The following is a 15,265-nucleotide window of genomic DNA, read 5'->3' as shown; positions in this document are numbered from 1 at the left end:
AATCAGGGCCGATCTCTGACGTCGTGCCGGTCTGTCTCTACTGATATGGGATGCGCTGAACCGGGGAGAAGTTGGTGCAACGGAACCAAAGCAAATATGCTTAGAAACAGATAACGCTTATGAGTGAACAGAGTATTAAGGTCCAGCTTCCTGATGGTTCCGTGCGCGAGGTACCGCGCGGGACGACACCGTATGAGATTGCGACGAGCATATCGCCACGGTTAGCCGCGGCGGTGGTGGTAGCGCGGATTCGTCCGCTGACTACGGTGACGACGGCTGCGGCGACGGGGGATGAAGAGAGCTCGGAGGCGGCCATGTACGGAGGCTCCGAAGCGGGAGAGCGGCTTGTCGACCTGACAGCCCCGCTTAATGAGGATATCGCACTTGAGCTGCTGAAGGAAAATGATGAGGCTTCGCTCAAGGTTGTGCGGCACTCTGCGGCGCACGTGATGGCGACGGCGATCCTGGAGCTGTTTCCGGAGACAAAGCTGGGACACGGGCCGGCGACGGACTCGGGTTTCTTTTATGACGTGTACCGCGAGACTCCTTTCACGGAAGCGGACCTGGCCGCGATCGAGGCGAAGATGGCCGAGGTCGTCGCTCGCGACGAGAAGTTCGTGCGCGAGCATGAGCCGCGGGAGAAGGGCCTGGAAGAGTACCGGCAGCACGGCGACTTTATGAAGGTGCACTTCATCGAGAAGTTCACCAAGCCGGGCGAAGAGATCTCGCTTTATAAGAACGGCAACTTTACGGACTTCTGCCGCGGGCCGCATGTGCCTTCGACGGGCCGCGTGAAGGCCTTCAAGGTGACTTCTGTTGCCGGAGCGTATTGGCTGGGCGATGAGAAGAACCAGCAGCTGCAGCGCGTGTATGGAACCGCGTTCTTCAACGGCAAGGACATGGAGGCGCACTTCAAGCGGCTGGAGGAGATCAAGGCACGCGATCATCGTGTGCTGGGCAAGCAGCTTGACCTGTTCTCGATCCAGGAGGTCGCGGGCGCGGGGCTGATCTTCTGGCATCCGAAGGGCGGGCTGATCCGCAAGACGATGGAAGACTGGATGCGCGATGAATGTATCCGTCGCGGTTACGATATGGTCTTCACGCCGCACATCATGCGGCGCGAGCTCTGGAAGATCTCGGGGCATGAGGGCTTCTACTCGCAGAACATGTATCCGCCGATGGAGCTGGATGACGCGGAGTACCGGCTGAAGCCGATGAACTGCCCTGGACACATCCTGATCTACAAAAATTCGCCCAAGAGTTATCGCGACCTGCCGCAACGGTATGCGGAGCTCGGCAATGTATATCGCTACGAGCGAAGCGGCACAATGCATGGGCTGCTGCGCGTGCGCGGGTTTACCCAGGACGACGCGCACATCTTCTGCACGCCGGAGCAGATTGAGAGCGAGATTGCGGCTTGCGTGGAGTTCGCCGACGAGGTGCTGAAGGCGTTCGGGTTTGTGGAGTTCAAGGTGGAGCTTTCGACGTGGGACCCGAAAGACACGAAGAGTTATGTAGGTTCGGCCGATCACTGGGAGATGGCGGTTGGCTCGCTTAAAAAAGTTCTTGATGCGAAGCAGATTCCTTATCGCGAGATTCCGGGCGAGGCGGCGTTCTACGGGCCGAAGATCGATATCAAGCTGGTCGATGTGCTGGGTCGTCTGTGGCAGTTGTCGACGGTGCAGTTCGACTTCAACCTGCCGCAGCGGTTTGAGTTGGAGTACACGGGCGAGGACGGCGAGAAGCATCGCCCGGTGATGGTGCATCGCGCTCTGTTCGGTTCGGTGGAGAGGTTCTTCGGCGTGCTGATCGAGCACTACGCGGGAGCGTTTCCGATGTGGCTGGCTCCAGTGCAGGTTGGCATCGTTCCGATCAGCGAAAAGCATCTTGAGTATGCGCAGAAGGTGAAGCAGCAGCTTGAGGCCGCGGGGCTGCGTGTGGAGGTGGATGCGCGCAACGAGAAGATGAATGCGAAGATTCGCGAGTTCACGATGCAGAAGGTTCCTTTTGTGCTGGTGATGGGGGACAAGGAAGCGGCTGCGGATGCGGTGAGCGTGCGGACGCGGGGCAAGGGCGATGAGGGTTCTGTGCCGCTGGCTGCATTTATCGAACGCGCGAAGGGTCTGGTGGCTTCGCGGGGTACTGCTTTGTAAGGATGTTTGTGGGTTCGAGGGGCGCCTTTGGGCGCCCCTCTTTTCTTTGGGGAGTGATTGTGGGATGGGTTGGCTGCTGAGGTGGGGAAGCAGGTTCCATTCTCTATAGCCGGTGAGAGGTGGGATCGGAGAGATCCTGCAAAACCCACCTTAGCTTCGCGAAGGTGGGGCACCCGGTTGGTTGCTGCGATCACCGCCATGCGCTGACGAGGCGGCCCGCGCTTCCCATCAGCATCAGGTTGTCGCTGCGGCCGCTGAAGTAGCGGGCGTTGAGCTCGTTTGATCCCAGATCTTCGAGGTTGTGGAAGCCGGAGAGCTCTGTGGCCATCTGGTGCGGGGTGAAAAAGAGCTGGAAGGGTTCGCCGACCAGCTGCACGCGTGAGGAGAGCGAGTCGTGTGCGAGCTGTTCGAGGTACGGGAGGGCCGAGCGGGGCTGTCCGTAGTCCATGACGATGCCGCTGCCGGATGCACAGGACGCCATGAGCGCGAGGGTGGAGCGGAAGGCAGCGTGCGTGAGGTAGGGGACGACTCCAAGCCAGGCGAAGAAGGCTGGACGCGTGCGGTCGAATCCGGCTGCGGCGAGCTGGGTGGCGAGCTGCTGGTGTTCGAAGTCCACGGGGATATAGGTCAGGCTGGAAGGGACTTCGATTCCGCTGGCGCTGAGCAGGTCGCGCTTCCACTGCTGCGTGGCGGGATGATCGACCTCGAAGACGTGAAGCTGTGCGAAAGGATTGCGGTAGGCGAAGGTGTCGAGTCCGGCACCGAGCAGGACGTACTGGCTGACGCCGTTCGCAACAGCCTTCGCGAGCAGGTCTTCGGCGTAGCGGCTGCGGACGATCATGTGGGCGCGCAGCGCGACGGAGTGGGGCTTGTGGAGCTTGAAGCGGGTGCGCTCGATCTCGGGGAGGTATTCGGCCCCGAGGATGGGGACAGCAATCGGGTCGGAGAAGACGAGCGGCGCGGCGTCGTAGATCTGGTGCGCGGCGCGGCGCATGGCGACTCGGAGGGCGGTGCGGGATGGGCGTGCGGCTTCCATGAGGTGAGTTTAATGGGATTGGTGGGGGCGGGTGTCTTGTGGGTATGGGTGGCGGTGTGGGCAGTGGTGAAATGCGGGGTTCCTCGACTTGTCGCTTTGCGACTCGCTCGGAAGGACACTTTGCGAGCTGCTTGAAGTACGCTTTGCGATTCCTCCCGGGACAACGCGGTATAGGGGGATACATCCTTGGAAGGACAGTTCGTTGCGAGGTCGTGTCTTCGGTTCTGATTTTAGGAATACGGTTCGAGCTTCGCTCGAATGAACCCACTCATGCGATGAAACCGCATGAATGGGGCACCCGGCACCCGGCTGGGTGCCGCCACTGGCGTCGAGGCCGCCGTCCGGCTGGAACCATTCTTCCTCTGAGGCAATCATCCCGGCTCGTCATTCTGAGCCGAACGGCGAAGAATCCCTGTATTTTGCCGGTAGCGCCAAGAATGCCTCGGGCAATATCCTGCAAACCCACCTTAGCGGCTTCGCCGCGAAGATGGGGCACCCTGTGTGGCTGGGTTGGGATTGCTGATGGCGGGGAGAGATCCTGAGAAACCCGGTCCGGCTGTGTGAAGATGGGGCACCCGTGTGTTTGAATCAGGCTTCACCCGGTGTTTTGAATCAAGGTTCCACCAATATTTGCAAATCAGGTTTGTGAAGGATGGCATCTGCGCGGTAACCCGGGAGCGTAAAGGTTCCGGGCGTGAAACGGGTGTGTGAGACGGTAGAGTTAACGGTACGGTGACTGCTTCTCCTTCGAAACCATTGCCCCCGCCTCGCGGGAAGGGTTTTCTGGCCCGCTCTTCTGCCATGGCGGTGGCAAGCGGCATCCTGATGAGCCGTGTGCTGGGGCTGGTACGGGACCGTGTCTTTGCGCATTATCTTGGCAACTCCGCCGTGGCCGATGCCTTTCGCGCGGCGTTCCGGATTCCGAATTTTCTGCAGAACCTCTTTGGCGAAGGCGTGTTGTCGGCCTCGTTTATCCCGGTGTATGCGCGGCTGCGCGCCGAGGAGAAGCACCAGGAGGCCTCCGAGCTGGCGGAGGCGATCTTCGCCATCCTGCTGCTGGTCACGTCCGTCCTGGTGCTGCTGGGGGTCTTCGCGGCGCCGTTCCTGATCGACATCATCGCCCCCGGATTCCATGGCGAGAAGCGTGAGCTGACCATCCGGCTGGTGCGGATTCTCTTTCCCGGCGCAGCGCTGCTGGTCTTCTATGCGTGGTGTCTTGGCGTCCTGAACAGCCATCGCAAGTTTCTGCTGTCGTACACGGCTCCCGTGGTGTGGAACATCACCATCATCGCGGCGTTTCTGTGGGATAACGGGCGACAGGGGCAGGTGCACCTTGCCGTGGTGATCGCGGTGGCTTCGGTGATCGGCAGCGGCCTGCAGTTTGTCATTCTTCTGCCGTCGGTCCTGAACCTGCTGCGTCCTCTGGTGCTGCGTTTGCGCATGCGCGACGATTCGGCGCGGACGGTCATCCGCAACTTCTTTCCCGTCTTCCTGGGGCGCGGCGTCGTGCAGGTGAGCGCCTTTCTGGACTCGATGCTGGCGAGCTTTCTGCCGACGAGCGCGGTGTCAGCGCTGGCCTATGCGCAGACGCTCAACTCCCTTCCCATCAGCCTGTTCGGCATGGCGGTTTCGGCGGCGGAGCTTCCAGCGATGTCGAGCGCGCTGGGCACTACGGAGGAGATTGCCGGTGTGCTGCGTCAGCGGCTGGCGCAGGGCCTGCAGAACATCGCCTTCTTTGTCATCCCTTCGGCGGTCGCGTTCCTGGTGCTGGGCGATGTGATCGTGGCGGCGATCTACAGGACGGGGCAGTTCGGGTCGCGGGACGTCACGCTGGTGTGGAGTGTGCTGGCGGGCTCGGCGGTGGGGCTGCTGGCATCGACCTCGGGAAGGCTTTATTCGTCGGCGTTCTATGCTCTGCGCGACACGCGAACGCCGCTGAACTTCGCGGTGGTTCGCGTGATCCTGACGGTGGCGCTGGGATACCTGTTTGCGTTGCCTCTGCCGCGCTGGCTGGGAGTGGATCGGCTGTGGGGCGTGGCCGGACTTACGTTTTCGGCGGGAATTGCGGGGTGGGTGGAGTTCTCGCTGCTGCGCCGGGCGCTGCATAAGCGGATCGGCGAGGTCCCTCCGCAGATCTCGCGCACGTTGCGGCTGTGGGGCGCGGCGTTTGTGGCGGCTGCGGCGGGTTATGGAGCGAAGGTGGCACTCCCCCTTCATGCCGGGCACTACACGGCGCTGCTCGTGGGGGCGGTGGTGCTTCCGTTGTTCGGCGTGCTGTACCTGGGGCTGGTGCACCTGATGGGGATCGGAACACCGGCCAGCCTGCAGCGGCTGCTGCGCCGCGGATGATGGGTTTATTTCCTTCGACTGCGCGGCTTCGCCGCTCCGCTCAGGATGACACTTCTTTGATCCGGCAGTTCACTTACCAAGTCACTGGACCGGTGCGTTGTTATGCGAGCGGCTGCGCCTCATCCCGGCGTTGTTCCTGCCGATGAAGGCAATGGTGTCTCTATGACACCGGGGAGAGCGAGCGATGATCCGGCAGGCGATCAACTGCGATATGTGTGGGACCGAGAGGGTGGAACCGACGAGTCACTGGTTTGTGGCCGACGAGGTTGGCGGCGAGCTGCGGCTGCGGGCGTGGGAGTCGCCCAAGGGCGCGCGGAAGAGCATGAAGCATCTTTGCGGACAGAAGTGCGTGCAGCGGCTGATGGACAACTTTACCGCGTCCATCATGGCCGGTCTGCAGGGGAAGCAGCAGACCGTTTCGGCGGCGCCGGTCGAGAAGAAGGAGAGCTTTTCAGCGCCTGTTCCTTCCTCTGCGCGCGACCGCGACGATATGCCGATTCTGGAGCGCATGGGTTATGACCGCGAGACGATTGCGATGGTTGAGGCGGAGTCGTGGGCTGGACCGGTGCGGCCCAAGGATTCCAAGGATAGCTGGGGCGCCGTCGAGCAGCAGTGCACTGTGAACACGGCGCGCGTGAAGCCACCTGCGTTGCGTCCCTTTCAACGTTCTGCGTAATCGGGGCTTGAGGGTCAGAGCGTATCTGCCTGTATCCGAGATGCGCTCGCAGTTGCCCTACGATGCATGATGGCAGTCGCCTGGGAGATGGCCGTCGATCCATTACCTTCCCTTGCAGCCCCACCGGGGGGCATCCTGAGCGGAGCTTCTCGCCGCTTGATCGCGAGAAGCGGAGCCCTTCGGGCTTCACTCAGGAGGACACTGTACTTTGAGAGCTTGCGGTGTCTGCCTCGTTCCGGATGGCGCTTGAGGGCTTCCAAAGAGGTCAACGGTGAAAAGCTACCTGTCGTCAATCTTAGGACTGCTTCATCCAGGTAAGGGCATCGACCAGGTACTGCTTCATCTCTCCGCGGGGGACGATGGCGTCGAGGAAGCCATGTTCCAGCAGGAACTCGGAGCGCTGGAAGCCTTCGGGCAGCTTCTGGCGGATGGTCTGCTCAATGACGCGAGGGCCGGCAAAGCCGATCAGCGCGCCGGGCTCGGCGATATTGAGGTCGCCCAGCATGGCGAAGCTGGCGGTGACGCCGCCCGTGGTGGGGTCCGTCATGATGGAGATGTAGGGGATCTTTTCGTCATGAAGGCGGGCGATCCCGGCCGAGGTCTTGGCGAGCTGCATCAGCGAGGCGATGCCTTCCATCATGCGTGCTCCTCCGGAGGCGGCGACGATGATGAGCGGATGCCGGGTCTCGAGCGAGCGGTCGACGGCGCGGGCGATGGTCTCTCCCGCGACCGAACCCATGGAGCCGCCGATGAAGCGATACTCCATAACGGAGAGCACGACCGGGTGAGGGCCGAGGTCTCCGATGGCGTTGAGGACGGCATCGTTGAGGCCGGTCTTCTTTTGCGCCTCTTTAAGGCGCGCCTGGTAGGGTTTGAGGTCGGTGAAGGCGAGAGGATCGGTCGAGCGGAGGTCGAGGTCAACGAGCTTGTAGCCGGGCTCGAGCAGGCTGGCGATGCGCTCGCGGGCGCCCAGGCGGAAGTGATAGCCGCATTTGGAGCAGACCTGGAGGTTGGCTTCGAGATCGGCCTTGAAGAGAATCTGCCGGCACTCGGGACAGCGCACCCAGAGACCTTCGGTGCGCACGGTGCGTTCAGCGTCGTTAACGATCTCGTTGTCTTCGCGTTTAAACCAGCTCATCCGTCTTGTATGCCTTCCAGGGTGCCTTGACTATTGTAGCGGCCAGGGCAATTTGTTGCGCCGTTTGCGTCGCGGCAGGCTCTCCAGTAGCCTTAAATCATAGGCAGTCTGCCATCCGGGCAGACGATCCCACAACAGGCATTCCGGACGAGACGCGCCGTACCCGGTTAGGACAAGACGACGCTACTGCTGCGCTATGTCTTTTTTCAAATCATCTCCCTGGACCATTCTTGTCGTCGCCGGGCTTCTTGAAGTCTGCTGGTCGATCGGCCTGAAGTATACGAACGGCTTTACGCGGCTGCGGCCCACCATCTTTACGATTGCGACGCTTACGGGCAGCATGTACCTGCTGGCGAAGGCGAGCGAGAGCCTCCCGATTGGAACCGCCTACGGGGTCTGGGTGGGAATCGGTGCGATGGGAGCCGCGGTCCTCGGGATCGTTCTCTTCGATGAGCCTGCCTCCGCGCCGCGGATCGGATTTCTTGCGCTGCTGCTGATCTCGATCGTCGGGTTGAAGCTGACCAGCCATTAGGGGCGTATCGGCATAGGTCTGCTATCCGATAGCAGTCGCTCGGCGATGCATGATGGAAGTTGCGTAATCCGATGATTCGGAATCTGCACTCGTGACAGCCGATTTGGAATATGCACTTTCGACAGTCCCTATGACACCTTCTGAAGGGTCTTGGAGGGAGGAGGTCTGGCAATTGCCCCGGCCATCAGCCGGTGACGATGCCCATGCAGAAGATGGCGAAGAAGATGGCGAAGATATCTTCAGCGAGGGTGATGTGCCAGACCTTGCAGCCGAGGCGGCTGGTGAGCTGGTGGCGAAGCTGATAGGCCACGAAGGCCCCGACCAGAGCTCCGAGGACGCCGAGGATGATGCCTTCGCTGGTAGGGGCGTCGAGGGAGGTGGCGATGATGGCGCCTACCAGGCCGCCCAGGAAGACGCGGACCAGCAGGACGGCGGGACGCGTAGGGCGCGGCGATCGTCCGTACTTGTCGGCAGCATATTCCATCGCGGCCAGCAGGGTGAATCCGAGCACGACGGGGAGCTTGCCCGCCCAGGTGGCCCAGGGGTCGAGCGGAAGCAGGTGCAGCCACGCAAACCAGCTGAGAACGGTGATCGGCGTCAGGGTGCGCATACCGGTAATGAAACCGAGCATCGGGATCGCGATCAGCCAGGTGAGGACCTCAAGGGTCATGAAAAGCGAACTCCTCCTTCCGAAACAAATGTACACACTTATTCGGCGCTCTCAATCGATGGACGTGCATAGAGCGGAGGAAGTCTCGGGAAAAGGCGCTTCTTCAGGCGGAACGGGACAAATCTCTGCGCGCCGGGTTGTTCAGCTTGGCCTCCGTGGTCCACAGGCCGGCTGACGGCGTGCTGATGTAGAAGACCTCTTCGCCGTCGGGCATGGTGTTCCAGCCTTCCTTCAGGACGGCGGCATCATAACGCTTCTCGACCTCCGCGAGCGCAGCGTACTGATAGCCGACCTGCTCAATCTCTTCTTTGGAGATCCTGGGCCCGGGGGCGTAGGTGATGGTAAAGCGCCCTTCGCTGGAGCCGTGGATGAGATGGGCGACGCCGTGCGAGATACCCTGCATGTCGGCCTCCGTCTTGTAGAGAGCGAGCGTGCGCGGGGTTCCCTTGTATCCGTATTTGCGGATAAGGGCATCGACCTCGGGCTGCTCGCCGAAGCGCTCGACGCCGGGGGCGATGATCAGCAGCTCTCCACCGTCGGCGATGGCCATGCGGGTGCGGTAGACGGCCTTGTTGGCTACCCAGGTGGCGCGAAACTCGTCGGCCTGCATGACAGCAACGATCTTCCTGATTGGCTTTTCGAAGATGGTGATGTTCTGCTCACGCGAGCGGCGGGCAGCCTGGAGGTAGGTCTCAAGATCGTCGCCGATGTAGAGGCCGCTGGTGACGAGGCGGTTCTCCGCATCGCGTTGCATGACGATCTGGAGGTAGACGTCGGGCAGCTGCGAGAGATACTTCTCTTCCGCGTAGTTGAAGCAGGCGCGCAGGGGGGTGACCAGGCAGCCGAGGTTGTTCTCGATGCCATAGACCGCGGCGGCGATATGCGAGGCGCAGATGGTCTGCCTGCCGCCGAGACCAATGAAGTAGTTCTTGTTATGGTTGGCGAAGCCCAGCACCTCGTGCGGGACGACGTGGCCGAGATTGACGATGAGGTCCCAGGGCTGGTCGATGAGGGTGGAGTTGAGGTCGACGGGGATCTCCCAGTCGGCGACGCCGCCGGTGGTCTCGGCAACGAGCGAGGCAGGGATGGTGCCAACATGCGAGACGCCGTTGCGCCAGTCGTGCGCAAGGATGATGTCGTTCGGGATGGAGCCGAACATCCACCTGTTTTCGGCCTCGGTGTGGGGGACGTGCTGGCCGAGGGTGGGGATGACGCGGACGTGGGCGTCCGGGTTACGGCGCATGATCTCCTGGTAGACCCACTCGGTGATCTTTCCCACCCCCGAGTGCGCGCGGGTGAGATCAGGCGGTAACAGCAGGACGCGGTTCAGTCTGGGGGCGATCCGCTTCTGTGCTTCGTCGATGAGGCGGATGGCCGCTTCTTTAACCTGTTGTGCGGGGATGGCATCGGCTTCGACGGTGAACCACGGCATTTTGAGAGGAATCCTTTGCGGGAGTGGTCAGACCAGTGTAATCGCTTTGTGGGGTGTTGGGTTGGCGAGGAGCGGTTCGAGCTTCGCTCGAAGGCCCACCTTAGCGCCTTCGCCGCGAAGATGGGGCACACGGTCTTACTTTACTTGGAGGGTGTGCGGTTCCGTGGACATCCTGCAAAGAAATACAGGGATTCTTCGACTGCGCCTCAGAATGACGCTAAATAAAAAGGGCCTCGGTAAGAGGCCTTTTTTATTCGCGAGGATGCAGGCCTACGCGACGGGCTGGGGCTGGCGGAGCCAGGTGTAGAGGGGGAACTGATCGGCCAGCTCGGTGACCTCGCCGCGAATCTTGCGAAGGGCGGCCTCATCGTTACGGTTCTCAAGAGCGCGGGCGATCCAGGTGGCGATCTGTCGCATCTCGGCTTCCTTCATGCCGCGCGTGGTCAGGGCCGGGGTTCCGACGCGAATGCCCGAGGGCTTCATGGGCGGGTTGGTGTCGTACGGGATGGCGTTCTTATTGACGGTGATACCGGCTGCGCCGAGCGCGTTTTCCGCCTCTGAGCCGAACATGCCCTTCTGGAAGACATCGACGAGCATCAGGTGGTTGTCGGTTCCGCCGGAGACGATGCGGAAGCCCTCACCCGCAAGAGCCTCGGCCAGAACTTTGGCGTTGGCGACGACCTGGTGAGCGTAGGTCGAGAAGGCCGGATCGAGCGCTTCCTTGAAGGCAACGGCCTTGGCCGCGACGATGTGGACCAGCGGGCCGCCCTGCTGGCCGGGGAAGACGGAGCGGTCGACGCTTGCAGCGAGGTCCTGGCCGCAGAGGATGAGTCCGGCGCGAGGCCCGCGCAACGTCTTGTGGGTCGTCGTGGTGGTGATGTGGGCGTGGGGCACGGGCGAAGGATGCGCTCCCCCGGCGACCAGACCGGCGAAGTGGGCCATATCGATAAAGAGATACGCGCCGACCTTGTCGGCGATCTGGCGCATGCGGGCGAAGTCCCAGAAGCGCGGATAGGCGGATCCTCCGCCGACGATGACCTTGGGCTTTTCAGCGATGGCCTTGGCCTCAAGCTCGTCGTAGTCGATGGTTTCGGTGTCCTTGCGGACCTGGTAGCCGACGATGCGGTAGAGCTTACCGGAGAAGTTGAGCTTGTGCCCGTGGGTCAGGTGGCCGCCGTGAGCGAGATCAAGACCGAGTACGGTGTCGCCGGGATTGATGATCGACATGTACGCGGCGGCGTTGGCCTGCGAACCCGACGAGGGCTGCACGTTGGCGTGCTCGGCGTTGAAGAGCTTTTTGGCGCGGTCGCGCGCAAGGTTCTCGACCACGTCGGCAAACTCGCAGCCGCCGTAGTAACGCTTGCCGGGATAGCCCTCGGCGTACTTGTTCGTAAAGACCGTTCCGGCGGCTTCCAGTACAGCTCGGCTGACGAAGTTCTCAGAGGCGATCATCTCGAGGCCTTCGTGCTGGCGGATGACTTCGTTTTCGATCTGTGCGGCGATCTCGGGATCGGCGATGGCAAGCGGCGCGTTCTGGTCGATGGGCATAGGAATATTTTATGCCGGATAAGGCGGCAGACCTACTTCCGGGGCGGCGCTTGCGTCTTGTTCCCGGGTTTCTCCCGCTCCGGTCCGCGGTGATGCACCCCCCACCATAACCGTCATTCTGAGCCTCCAGGGGGAAGAATTCCTGTATTTCGTTCGTCCGGCCACCGGTCTACGCCCCTGTCGCCGCTCTCCGTCCGGCGCTTCCCTGGATCTCAAAAAAGACCTTGCGCCGGAAGGTCGAGTGGCGATATAGTCGGAATCCGATTATGAAGACCTCCTCCAATTCTCCTCTCTCTGCGGCGACGCTCCACATCCTGCTTGCACTGGCGAGTGAGGATCTCCACGGCTACGGGATTATCCAGGAGATTGCCCGGCAGTCGCAGGGGAGCTACCGGCTGGGCCCGGGAACACTGTACGACAACCTGAAGAAGCTGATGGACCAGAAGCTGGTGATGGATGTTCCGCGGTCGGCGCTGCCGAAGGACGAGGAGCGCAGGTTTTACCGGATGACGCCGTCGGGCCGCGAGGTGCTGGCGGCCGAGGTGGAACGGATGCGGGACGTGATTGCGACCGCCCAGTCACGACTGAAGGAGAGGAGACCTCGCAACGCATGAAGGACCTTCTGCGCATCGCGTATCGCGGCATGATTCGGCTCTACCCGCCTTCGTTTCGAGGCGAGTTTGAAGATGAGATGTTGTGGATCTACGACGAAGAGATGCGCGGCGCGAAGATGCGCAACAGCCGGTGTGCTGCGCTGTTCCTGGATGCGGCGTGCGCCATCGCGCGCCAGCAGGTGAGCTCGAGGATCAGGCGGCCGGCGGCGGTCGCCTACTACGTTGAGGTGGAGTCCACGCTGCCGGCCCAGAGGATCGCGCAGGCGATGCTGGTGATGGTCTATGTAGGGTTCTGCCTGTGCATCCTGCTGGCGCCGTGGGTTTCGATGATCAAGCCCAGCAGCCACGGCGTATGGTTTATCACCCATATCCAGGCAGTGGTTTCGATCCCTCCTGGCGCACAAAGCAGGATGTAGATCTTCGCTTCTGAAAAGAGAGGGCTGTGCTGGGAGGTTGTGATGAACCGTCGCGGGATGGGTTTCTTTGCAGCAGGACTTCTGATGGCAGTTCCCCTGGCGGTGCGGGCGCAGGAGATCGCCGGCGCCTGGCAGGGCACTCTGAATACGCCGAAACAGAAGCTCCGCATCGTCATGCAGATCGAACGTGGCGGTGACGGCGCTCTGAAGGGCAAGGTGTACAGCATCGACCAGACACCGACCCCGGCAGGAATGACGTCCGTCTCTTTCGCGGGTTCGATGCTGAAGTTTGCTGTGGACCAGTTTCACGCCTCCTACGAAGGCACGATGAGTGCGGATGGAAAGACGGTTGCCGGAACGTTTACCCAGGGAGATTCGCTGCCGCTGACCTTTGAGCGCGCGACTCCGGAGACGGCGTGGAAGGTCGATGCTTCGCCACATACAGTGCAGTTCGTCCCGGTCGATAAGGACGTCAAGCTGGAGGTGCTGGACTGGGGCGGAACGGGACGGCCGCTGGTTCTGCTGACAGGCCTTGGCAACGACGCTCACATCTTTGACAAGTTCGCCGCGAAGCTGACGGACAAGTACCACGTGTATGGAATTACGCGGCGCGGCTTTGGCGCATCGAGCAAGCCCGTGCCGGATGACACGAACTATTCCGCTGAGCGCATGGGCGAGGATGTTCTGGCTGTTCTCGATGCGCTGCATCTGGAAAAGCCTGTCCTGGCGGGGCATTCGATCGCGGGTGAGGAGCTGAGTTATGTGGGAACGCGGCATCCGGAGCGCGTGGCGGGACTGATCTATCTGGATGCGGGATATTCGTATGCGCTCTACGACGAAGTGAACGGGGATATGCAGATCGATGGCAAGGAGTTACGGGAGAGGCTGGGGATGTTGACTCCAGGCAAGATGCCCGCCGATGAGAAACAATTCATGGCCGCGCTGCGTACAAACCTTGAGCTGGTGGAGAAGGGTATAGACGCTCGGGAGGAACGTTTGAAGCTTATTCCGGCGCCGCTACCGCCTGCCGGTGCGCCGAAGCCGCCTCCCGCGGGCGCGGCGATCATCGACGGAGTGATGAAGTTCACGACGATCAAGGGGCCTGTGCTGGCGATCTTTGCCGATCCGCATGAACCCGGCAATCTCTTCAAAGACAATCCCACAGCGCGGGCAGCGTTCATCGCAGCCAACAACAAGAACACGGAGCAGCAGGCAGTGGCGTTTGAGAGGGAGGTGCCTTCGGCGCATGTGGTGAGGATTCCGAATGCGAATCATTATGTGTTTCTCTCGAATGAGGCAGATGTGCTGCGGGAGATGAATGCGTTTATCGCTACGCTGCCTTGAGGGCTTTGGCCTTGGATTTGGAGGCTTTAGATGTGCGGGCAAACCGCAGATCCCTCCACTGCGCTGCGCTTCGGTCGGGATGACACCTTTTTGGAATCCGTGAAAGTGGAGGATCGTTTGGCATCCTGCAAAACCCACCTTAGCCGCTTCGCGGCGAAGATGGGGCACCCATGTTGTGTCGTGCGTGCTTGGGTGGTTCGCCTGCCGATACCGGCGGGGATAGACTGGGAGAGATGAACTTTCCTGTTACGCGTATGCGCCGTTTGCGCCGCACCGAGGCGATGCGCTCGCTGGTTCGCGAGACGCATCTGCATCCGGGAGCGCTGATCTATCCGCTGTTTCTCTGCCCGGGCGAGGGTGTTCGCAGGCCCATCGGCTCCATGCCGAACGTCTACAACCTTTCTCTGGATGAGGCCGTGAAGGAGGCCGAGCGGTGCGCCGCGCTTGGGCTGGGTGGTCTGCTGCTCTTCGGGCTTCCGTCCCAGAAGGACGAAGAGGCGACCGGTGCGTGGGCCGATGACGGCATCGTGCAGAATGCGCTGCGGGCGTTCAAGAAGAATCGAACGCTGGATTCGCTGGTGATGATGGCCGATGTATGCCTGTGCGAGTACACCTCGCATGGCCACTGCGGCGTGGTGGCGCGGGACGGCGACCACTACCACGTGGACAACGATGCCAGTCTGGCGCTGCTGGCGAAGACTGCCGCCTCGCTGGCCAGGGCGGGTGCAGACATCGTTGCTCCCAGCGACATGATGGATGGCCGCGTGGCGGCGATGCGCGAGGCGATGGATCTGGCGAGTTTGGAAGACGTGCCGATCCTCAGCTACGCGTCGAAGTTTGCGAGCGCGTTCTATGGACCGTTTCGCGAGGCGGCGGATTCGACCCCGCAGTTTGGCGACCGCAGGAGCTACCAGATGGATGGAGCGAACCTGCGCGAGGCGATGCGCGAGATCGAGCTCGATATCGCCGAAGGTGCGGACATGCTGTTGATGAAGCCGGCGATGCCTTATCTGGATGTGATCCGCGAGGCGCGGCAGCGGTTCGATCTGCCCATGGGGGCCTACCAGGTCTCGGGCGAGTATTCGATGCTGCACGCGGCGTTCGAGCGTGGCTGGCTGGAGCCGCAGCGCGCCATGATGGAGTCGCTGCTCTCGATACGGCGGGCGGGCGCCGATTTTATCGTGACTTACTTTGCCAAGGATGCGGCACAGGTCCTGGGGTAGGGGCTTTGTTGACTCGTTGGGTGTTTTGCCGGTGCGGCGGGCTGGGGTGCGGAAGCGGTTGGTGAGCCGGGTGAAGAAACAGATCCCATTCGACTTCGCTCAGGGCAGGTTCCTCCGCTGCGGCACTTTGCGTC

The 15,265-nt window shown here is 61.7% G+C and carries 13 protein-coding genes and 1 riboswitch; of the genes, 8 read left to right on the top strand and 5 right to left on the bottom strand.

What is annotated here, in order from left to right; all coding sequences use genetic code 11:
- The first annotated feature begins 119 nt into the window (after nucleotides 1-119).
- Entirely contained in the window at nucleotides 120-2,153 is a 2,034-nt protein-coding gene (thrS, locus tag GWR55_RS14195) for a threonine--tRNA ligase (RefSeq protein ID WP_162402842.1), read from the top strand.
- A 190-nt stretch (nucleotides 2,154-2,343) separates the two neighbouring features.
- On the opposite strand, the gene GWR55_RS14190 is transcribed toward thrS, so the two are convergent.
- Nucleotides 2,344-3,189, bottom strand: coding sequence for a class I SAM-dependent methyltransferase (locus GWR55_RS14190; protein ID WP_162402841.1), 846 nt, complete (start codon nucleotides 3,187-3,189; stop codon nucleotides 2,344-2,346).
- Nucleotides 3,190-3,945: 756 nt separating this feature from the next.
- On the opposite strand from GWR55_RS14190, the gene murJ reads away from it, so the two are divergent.
- Both murJ and GWR55_RS14180 read left to right on the top strand, forming a co-directional pair.
- Entirely contained in the window at nucleotides 3,946-5,538 is a 1,593-nt protein-coding gene (murJ, locus tag GWR55_RS14185) for a murein biosynthesis integral membrane protein MurJ (RefSeq protein WP_238398428.1), read from the top strand.
- A 184-nt stretch (nucleotides 5,539-5,722) separates the two neighbouring features.
- On the top strand, nucleotides 5,723-6,214 hold the full coding sequence (locus tag GWR55_RS14180; RefSeq protein ID WP_162402840.1) for a hypothetical protein: 492 nt from the start codon (nucleotides 5,723-5,725) through the stop codon (nucleotides 6,212-6,214).
- Nucleotides 6,215-6,509: 295 nt separating this feature from the next.
- Here the strand turns inward: GWR55_RS14180 and accD are convergent, their stop codons facing one another.
- Nucleotides 6,510-7,352, bottom strand: coding sequence for an acetyl-CoA carboxylase, carboxyltransferase subunit beta (gene accD, locus GWR55_RS14175; protein ID WP_162402839.1), 843 nt, complete (start codon nucleotides 7,350-7,352; stop codon nucleotides 6,510-6,512).
- A gap of 122 nt (nucleotides 7,353-7,474) precedes the next feature.
- Nucleotides 7,475-7,539: riboswitch (guanidine-III (ykkC-III) riboswitch) on the top strand.
- 9 nt (nucleotides 7,540-7,548) lie between these two features.
- On the opposite strand from accD, the gene sugE reads away from it, so the two are divergent.
- Entirely contained in the window at nucleotides 7,549-7,884 is a 336-nt protein-coding gene (sugE, locus tag GWR55_RS14170; RefSeq protein WP_162402838.1) for a quaternary ammonium compound efflux SMR transporter SugE, read from the top strand.
- Between the two features lie 184 nt (nucleotides 7,885-8,068).
- Here the strand turns inward: sugE and GWR55_RS14165 are convergent, their stop codons facing one another.
- The 3 genes from GWR55_RS14165 to glyA all read right to left on the bottom strand — a co-directional run bounded on the left by GWR55_RS14165 (nucleotide 8,069) and on the right by glyA (nucleotide 11,534).
- A complete protein-coding gene (locus GWR55_RS14165; protein ID WP_162402837.1) occupies nucleotides 8,069-8,554 on the bottom strand; it encodes a DUF4126 family protein in 486 nt (161 codons plus the stop codon).
- Nucleotides 8,555-8,657: 103 nt separating this feature from the next.
- Nucleotides 8,658-9,986 carry a lactate racemase domain-containing protein gene (locus tag GWR55_RS14160; RefSeq protein WP_162402836.1) on the bottom strand — a complete coding sequence of 443 codons (1,329 nt, stop codon included), beginning with the start codon at nucleotides 9,984-9,986 and terminating at the stop codon, nucleotides 8,658-8,660.
- 270 nt (nucleotides 9,987-10,256) lie between these two features.
- Nucleotides 10,257-11,534, bottom strand: a complete 1,278-nt coding sequence (gene glyA / locus GWR55_RS14155; protein ID WP_162402835.1) for a serine hydroxymethyltransferase — start codon at nucleotides 11,532-11,534, stop codon at nucleotides 10,257-10,259.
- Nucleotides 11,535-11,800: 266 nt separating this feature from the next.
- On the opposite strand from glyA, the gene GWR55_RS14150 reads away from it, so the two are divergent.
- From GWR55_RS14150 to hemB, 4 genes are all read left to right on the top strand, one after another.
- Nucleotides 11,801-12,148: a PadR family transcriptional regulator gene (locus GWR55_RS14150; RefSeq protein WP_162402834.1), complete on the top strand. Its 348-nt coding sequence runs from the start codon at nucleotides 11,801-11,803 to the stop codon at nucleotides 12,146-12,148.
- The gene (locus tag GWR55_RS14145) at nucleotides 12,145-12,564 is read left to right on the top strand and encodes a hypothetical protein (protein ID WP_162402833.1); all 420 of its coding nucleotides are present in this window, start codon (nucleotides 12,145-12,147) and stop codon (nucleotides 12,562-12,564) included. Before GWR55_RS14150 ends, GWR55_RS14145 begins: the two co-directional genes overlap by 4 nt.
- A gap of 42 nt (nucleotides 12,565-12,606) precedes the next feature.
- Entirely contained in the window at nucleotides 12,607-13,908 is a 1,302-nt protein-coding gene (locus GWR55_RS14140) for an alpha/beta fold hydrolase (RefSeq protein ID WP_162402832.1), read from the top strand.
- A gap of 233 nt (nucleotides 13,909-14,141) precedes the next feature.
- Nucleotides 14,142-15,131: a porphobilinogen synthase gene (gene hemB / locus GWR55_RS14135; protein ID WP_162402831.1), complete on the top strand. Its 990-nt coding sequence runs from the start codon at nucleotides 14,142-14,144 to the stop codon at nucleotides 15,129-15,131.
- Nucleotides 15,132-15,265 lie beyond the last annotated feature (134 nt).

Source organism: Edaphobacter sp. 12200R-103 (assembly GCF_010093025.1).
GTDB lineage: Bacteria > Acidobacteriota > Terriglobia > Terriglobales > Acidobacteriaceae > Edaphobacter.
This window is presented reverse-complemented; position numbering and strand designations above follow the sequence as displayed.

What these genes read in the sequence shown, in the direction of transcription:
- GWR55_RS14190 (WP_162402841.1), bottom strand. Translation starts at nt 3,189, where the DNA reads ATGGAAGCCGCACGCCCATCCCGCACCGCCCTCCGAGTCGCCATGCGC.
- GWR55_RS14165 (WP_162402837.1), bottom strand. Translation starts at nt 8,554, where the DNA reads ATGACCCTTGAGGTCCTCACCTGGCTGATCGCGATCCCGATGCTCGGT.
- GWR55_RS14180 (WP_162402840.1), top strand. Translation starts at nt 5,723, where the DNA reads ATGATCCGGCAGGCGATCAACTGCGATATGTGTGGGACCGAGAGGGTG.
- GWR55_RS14150 (WP_162402834.1), top strand. Translation starts at nt 11,801, where the DNA reads ATGAAGACCTCCTCCAATTCTCCTCTCTCTGCGGCGACGCTCCACATC.
- accD (WP_162402839.1), bottom strand. Translation starts at nt 7,352, where the DNA reads ATGAGCTGGTTTAAACGCGAAGACAACGAGATCGTTAACGACGCTGAA.
- thrS (WP_162402842.1), top strand. Translation starts at nt 120, where the DNA reads ATGAGTGAACAGAGTATTAAGGTCCAGCTTCCTGATGGTTCCGTGCGC.
- GWR55_RS14145 (WP_162402833.1), top strand. Translation starts at nt 12,145, where the DNA reads ATGAAGGACCTTCTGCGCATCGCGTATCGCGGCATGATTCGGCTCTAC.
- sugE (WP_162402838.1), top strand. Translation starts at nt 7,549, where the DNA reads ATGTCTTTTTTCAAATCATCTCCCTGGACCATTCTTGTCGTCGCCGGG.
- glyA (WP_162402835.1), bottom strand. Translation starts at nt 11,534, where the DNA reads ATGCCCATCGACCAGAACGCGCCGCTTGCCATCGCCGATCCCGAGATC.
- GWR55_RS14160 (WP_162402836.1), bottom strand. Translation starts at nt 9,986, where the DNA reads ATGCCGTGGTTCACCGTCGAAGCCGATGCCATCCCCGCACAACAGGTT.
- GWR55_RS14140 (WP_162402832.1), top strand. Translation starts at nt 12,607, where the DNA reads ATGAACCGTCGCGGGATGGGTTTCTTTGCAGCAGGACTTCTGATGGCA.
- hemB (WP_162402831.1), top strand. Translation starts at nt 14,142, where the DNA reads ATGAACTTTCCTGTTACGCGTATGCGCCGTTTGCGCCGCACCGAGGCG.